4 protein-coding genes and 1 pseudogene are annotated in these 5,813 nt (G+C 37.1%); 4 read left to right on the forward strand and 1 reads right to left on the reverse strand.

All coding sequences use genetic code 11. The annotated features are described in order from the left end of the window. Positions 1–191 precede the first annotated feature (191 nt). The 4 genes from UC75_RS09360 (at position 192) to yccS (ending at position 5,127) form a co-directional block, all read left to right on the forward strand. Positions 192–836, forward strand: coding sequence for a ParA family protein (locus UC75_RS09360; RefSeq protein WP_013196737.1), 645 nt, complete (start codon positions 192–194; stop codon positions 834–836). A gap of 124 nt (positions 837–960) precedes the next feature. Further along, entirely contained in the window at positions 961–2,079 is a 1,119-nt protein-coding gene (locus UC75_RS09365; protein WP_013196736.1) for an AI-2E family transporter, read from the forward strand. A gap of 125 nt (positions 2,080–2,204) precedes the next feature. Further along, positions 2,205–2,774 carry a superoxide dismutase family protein gene (gene sodC, locus UC75_RS09370; RefSeq protein WP_128825241.1) on the forward strand — a complete coding sequence of 190 codons (570 nt, stop codon included), beginning with the start codon at positions 2,205–2,207 and terminating at the stop codon, positions 2,772–2,774. Between the two features lie 202 nt (positions 2,775–2,976). After that, positions 2,977–5,127, forward strand: a complete 2,151-nt coding sequence (gene yccS / locus UC75_RS09375) for a YccS family putative transporter (protein ID WP_049837420.1) — start codon at positions 2,977–2,979, stop codon at positions 5,125–5,127. Positions 5,128–5,163: 36 nt separating this feature from the next. Here the strand turns inward: yccS and UC75_RS20940 are convergent. After that, positions 5,164–5,813: pseudogene (locus tag UC75_RS20940) on the reverse strand (multidrug transporter MdfA); the annotation flags it as partial.

A 5,813-nucleotide genomic window follows, 5' to 3' on the forward strand; every position in this document is an offset into this window, starting at 1 on the left:
AGCACCAATAAGCATGGCAAGCCATACAGACATAAATTTTCCTTAAAAAGCGCGGATTAAGATTACAGATCTAATCATATCTAAAATAACGAAACAGCTTAAACTTTTGTCAAATGTGGTCATCTCCTTCACATAAAAAGATGCTAAGGTATAAAACATAAACAAATGTGCTGCTGAAAATAATTGGATTTATGAAAACGATACTTATTGCAAATCAAAAGGGCGGATGCGGAAAAACCATGACGGCCATTACGTTGGCAACAGCATTGGCACAAAAAGGATATAAAGTAGCATTAGCAGATTCGGACAATCAAAAATCGGCTTTACAGTGGTTAAAACAGCGCCCCGATGGCGTCGCAAAAATTCAAAGCCTCGACTGGCGTCATGAAAAATCAATTGGTGACGCGCCTAAAAATCTGGATTATTTAATTATTGATGCGCCTGGTGCACTTTCAGGTGAACATGCTGAGCAACTCATTAGTGAAGCTCATGCCATTATTACTCCACTTCAGCCTTCATTTTTTGATATAGACAGTACTCGTCGCTTTTTAAAGCATTTACAAGATATTAAGCGTATTCGTAAAGGCAAAGTTCAGATTTTACTTCTTGCAAATCGCGTAAAACCAAACAGTGCCAGCTCAAAAGATATTCAACAGTTTTTTGAAAAAATTGAACAGGAACCTGTTGCATGGATTGCTGAACGCACTGCATATGGCAGCTTAGCAATGCAAGGCTTAAGCATTTTTGATAAGCCTCAAAAAAACTTTATTACGATTCAAAACCAATGGCAACCTGTTCTAAACAAGTTAGTTGAAGATAAAGCTGAGTGGTTTTAAATGACTTTTAGTCTATAAAAAGAGATGTATAAGGTTCTTTACATTGCGGCCTTAAAATTTGCCTCAGGTTATTTTTCAGTTAATATGACTTTATTCTATGTAGAAAATTAGAGAAATATTGTTCGTGCATCCATACGCTCCTAATTTACAGCGCGTTTTATTGTTTGGGCTGTTTTTTATTTTGATTTTTTTAGGATTTAATATCCTGAAATACTTTATTGTTCCTGTACTTTGGGCTGCCATCATTGCTTATATGACTTGGCCTATTTATTTAAGAATTCAACGTTTTTTTGGAGAAACCCGTAATACTTTAAATGCAACTCTGATGATTAGTCTGGTCATTTTGGTTGTTGGCGTCCCTTTTACATGCGCTATTTTTATTTTGCAGCATGAAGGCCGCAACTTATATTTTGACTTACAACGTCAGGTTTTTTCAGGTCACTTAAGTGTTCCTGATTTTATTCGTGATCTTCCTTTTGTTGGAAAAGAAATTTCTCGTACACTCAATGAGTTAAATAATGATCCTAATAGCACGATTCAAAATGTTGCAGCTTGGGTACAAAGCCATTTAAGTTATGGCCGTGTACTGCTCGGTGAAATTAGTAAAAATATTGTCAAACTTGGTTTTGCCGTATTTAGCCTATTTTTCTTCTACCGTGATGGTCAAATGATTTTGTCTCAGGTGAGCAAAGCCTTAGAAATGGTTATAGGCCCTCGTATTCACCATTATCTCGATACGATTTCGGAGACGACTCGTGCTGTAGTCTATGGCGTGGGTTTAACTGCAATTGCTCAAGCTGTTTTAGCTGGATTAAGTTATTTCGTAGCAGGTGTCCCAAACCCAATGGTACTTACCATTGCTACTTTCTTATTGGCTTTAATTCCATTTGGTACACCAATTTCCTATTTAGGTGTCGGTCTATGGTTGTTCTCTCAGGGACAAACTATGGAAGCAATTGGTGTTGTAGTTTGGGGTGTAGTGATTGTTAGTAGCTCAGATAATGTGATTCGACCACTTGTGATTTCTGGCGCTACAAAAATTCCATTCTTATTGATTATGTTTGGTGTATTAGGTGGTATTGCTAGTTTTGGATTGGTAGGTTTATTTATTGGACCTGTAATTCTGGCTATTTTACTGGCAATTTGGCGTGAATGGTTACATGAAACCATTGAGCCTGAACCTATGCCTAAAACGACTATGATTTATGATTCTGAAAGTGAATCTTCTAACGATAAAGAGTGACGCATTTATTTAATTTAAAAATGTTTCTAGATACAAATTAACTATTTAAATTAACTTGTAGGTTAAACCTTCGTTTGTTTGAATCAAACAATCATATATATTTATAAGGACATCCGATCATGCAGATGTTTAATAAAATTGGCGCAGTCTGTGCGCTTACAGCTTTTTTTACGGTTGGCTGTAGTTCAGTCACAAAAACTGTATCAGATACAGCTCAAGCATTAACGACAACGCATACGAAAAAAGTAGTCGATGTAAATGAAGTGACTGCCGCTGGTATTGGTAAAAAATTAGGTACGATTAGCTTTCAAGATAGCGACAAAGGTTTAATTATTACGCCTGCTCTAGCTGACTTACCAAGTGGTACACGCGGCTTCCATATTCATGAAAATGCCTCTTGTGAACCAGCTGTAAAAGATGGGAAACCAGGTGCTGCTTTAGCTGCTGGTAGTCACTACAACCCGAATCAAGCCCCTCATCACGGTACTCCAACAACTGGCCACTTAGGTGATTTACCTGCTTTAGTAGTCGATAATACTGGTGTTGCAACGACTGCTGTGATTGCACCTCGATTGAAACTTGCTGATCTTCAAGGTCGAGCTATTATGATTCATGCGGGTGGTGATAACTACTCAGACTCACCTCTTCCTCTCGGCGGTGGCGGAGCACGAATTGCATGTGGTGTGATTAAATAATTTATGCCTTTTTCAAATTGTGGGTATCTAAAAAGATATCCACAATTTTGTTAATTTATTGATCGTTACAACTGATGTAAGCCTAATAAAATCTTAAAAAATGACTGACTTTTGTAGATAAAAAGAATAATATTTTTGAAGTAATAAAAATTTAAAGTTACATACTGCTTTCTCACGTATTCTCTAATTTAGAACAAAAGCCGTGAACTATCTGACCCAAATATTTAATAGTTTTAAGACGAACTCCATTTTAATTTATTGCCTGCAAATTTTGATTGTACTCACAGGCACAACTTTGGGTTTACTTTGGCTAGGCCATAACGAGCTCATCGTTCCTGTGACTTTAGGCGCGATTGCAGCAGCATTAACCGACTTTGATGATCGCTTAAGTATTCGACTACGTAACTTGGTTTATGTCTGCCTCCTCTTTTTTACAGTCAGTAGTATTCTTGGCTTTTTAGCTCCCTACAAAATTTTCTTTATTTTATATCTTTCTCTTTCTAGTGCTTTTTTCATTTTATTAGGCGCTTTAGGGCAACGTTATGCCACCATTTCTTTTGGTACGATTTTGCTTTCCATTTATAGCATGTTCGGTTTAGGAGAATATGCGCACTGGTACCAACAACCTACCTACTTTGTTTATGGTGCTTTGTGGTACGGCTTTACATCTATTTTGTTTTTTATTATTAAGCCGACACTTCCCTTACAAGATAAGCTCTCACAAATTTTTAAAGAAATTTCTGTTCTACTTCAAGCAAAAGCACGTTTGTTTGATCCCGACAATAAAGAAAACGTAGAACAACTTTTATATGAATTATCTCTACAAAATACGCAAGTTGCTCAAAGTCTCAATCAAATACGCAGCTCCCTGCTCACTCGACTCAAAGCTTCGCGCGTCAGTAATAAAAGTATCTATTGGCTAAACCTGTATTTTTTTGCGCGGGACATTCACGAGCAAGCAACCTCTAATTATTTACATTACGAGCATATTCAACAGAACTTTAGCCGTAGTGATCTTATTTTCCGTTTCCAAAAAAATCTACGCCTACAAGCGCAAGCGTGCCAAGATCTAGCTCAGTGTATTTTGCATAATCGGCCATCTCAACCTTCGCAAGAAAGCCGGACGGTATTGAACCATTTGGAAAGTTCTTTAAAGGACTGGATACAGCAGCATCCACAAAACTTTGAAGTTAAAAACTTAAGACTTATTTTTGATAATTTAAAGGGAATGCATGAACAGTTTGAACAACTACAATATGCACAGCCCTTCCCTGAAAATAATACTCAAACAAGACAAGAACACTTAAATTTACTTGATGATGATATTCAAGGATTTTCAGATCTGATTTTAAAACTCAAACAACAGCTTACACCACAGTCGGCCTTATTTAGACATGCCATACGAATTGCTGTCGTTTTCGCCGCAGGTTATGCCATTTCATTATTACCATTTGCTCAGCATGGCTATTGGATTTTACTGACTAGTTTATTTGTCTGTCAGATCACTTATTTTGCGACTAAAAGCCGTCTTAAACTAAGAACGATTGGCACCTTACTCGGTGTTTTATTAGGAATACCTATTCTATATTTTGTACCGAGTATTGAAGGTCAGCTCATCATTACCATTATTTGCGGAGTCTGCTTTTTCTATTTACGACAAAAGAAATATGCTTTGGCTACACTTATGGCCACCCTCATGGTGCTATTAATTTTTAACTTAAAAGGTGCAGGCTACAGCATTATTTTGCCTCGCCTGATAGATACGCTATTAGGCTGTTTTATTGCATGGCTTGCCGTAAACTTTATTTGGCCTGATTGGAACTTCCGAAATATTCCTAACAATATTAAGAAAAGTAGCAAAGCGACATTAGATTATTTCAATGTGATTGTTGAGCAATATCAATATGGCAAAAATCAAGATATAGAGTACCGTCGAATTCGTCGTGCTGCCCATAATGCTCAAATCGAGCTATCGAACATGATCTCGAGTTTAAGTGCTGAACCGAATCCAAATCCTCAGCTCATTCATTACGCTTTTCGCTATTTGGTTTATAGCCATAGCCAACTGAGCTATGTGGCAGCGTTAGGTAGCCAACGACAGAAAATTGATGAAGAGCAGGTTTTACAATTATTACTACATTGTCAGCAAGTTTTGAGCCAGAGCGTAATTGGGCGAACCCTACCCGACCACACGCTTATTTCTCAAATGTTACAAGAAATCCAGGACTTAACAGCTCAAGAACAGCTATCCGAGAAATACACCTTAGTCTTGAAACAAATCAGTTTATTGTTAGAAACATTACCAGAATTACTGATGCTTAAAGATAAGCTGTTAGAGCAAGAAATTACCTGATATTAAAAAATACCGGAATATAAATTCCGGTATTTTTTAATTGTTGCCTTGTTGTTGCCTCTCTTGCATTTCCTGCTTTAAAGCACTTCGTGGTTGAGTAAACCAAAGAGCAATAAAGGTAAATGCAGATAATACAAAGGCCCATAAATGAAATTGCGTATAGAGGTAACGCACCAGTTCAATCATTGCAAAGAAGCTCATCATCAATAGCATCGAAACGGCCGCTGCAACAGTTCCTTTTGATACTTCAGATGACATGAGTGCAAAGCGATATAAGACTGAAAAACTAATTCCCTCACCAAAACAGATGAGCGTCATGCCTGTAAGCAAACAAGGAATTAAATAGGTTTGCCACACCACTCCTAATATTAAAATGAGTGTCCCAATCAACATAATCGGCAAGCCAATTAGAATAGTTTTACCTAAAGCTAGACGGTCAATAATTTTAATTAAGACAATGTTACCTACAATAAGACCAACAAATACTGGAAATTGAGCCAAGCCATATTGCACACTAGTGAGCTTTAACTCATCTACCAAAATGATTGGAGATAAAGCAATCCAAAGCATTAAAGGCATGCCCACCAACGGTAAGGCAAGACTTAAGCCTAAAAAACGGCGATTAGTAAACACCTTTTTAAAATCATCAAAAAGATAACTAAAAGGTTGTCGAGTTACACTGGCTT

This window comes from Acinetobacter sp. V2, assembly GCF_001188385.1.
Lineage (GTDB): Bacteria > Pseudomonadota > Gammaproteobacteria > Pseudomonadales > Moraxellaceae > Acinetobacter > Acinetobacter oleivorans.

Bases quoted from the DNA above. Each gene is read 5' to 3' on its own strand.
- sodC (WP_128825241.1), top strand. From the start codon at position 2,205: ATGTTTAATAAAATTGGCGCAGTCTGTGCGCTTACAGCTTTTTTTACG.
- UC75_RS09360 (WP_013196737.1), top strand. From the start codon at position 192: ATGAAAACGATACTTATTGCAAATCAAAAGGGCGGATGCGGAAAAACC.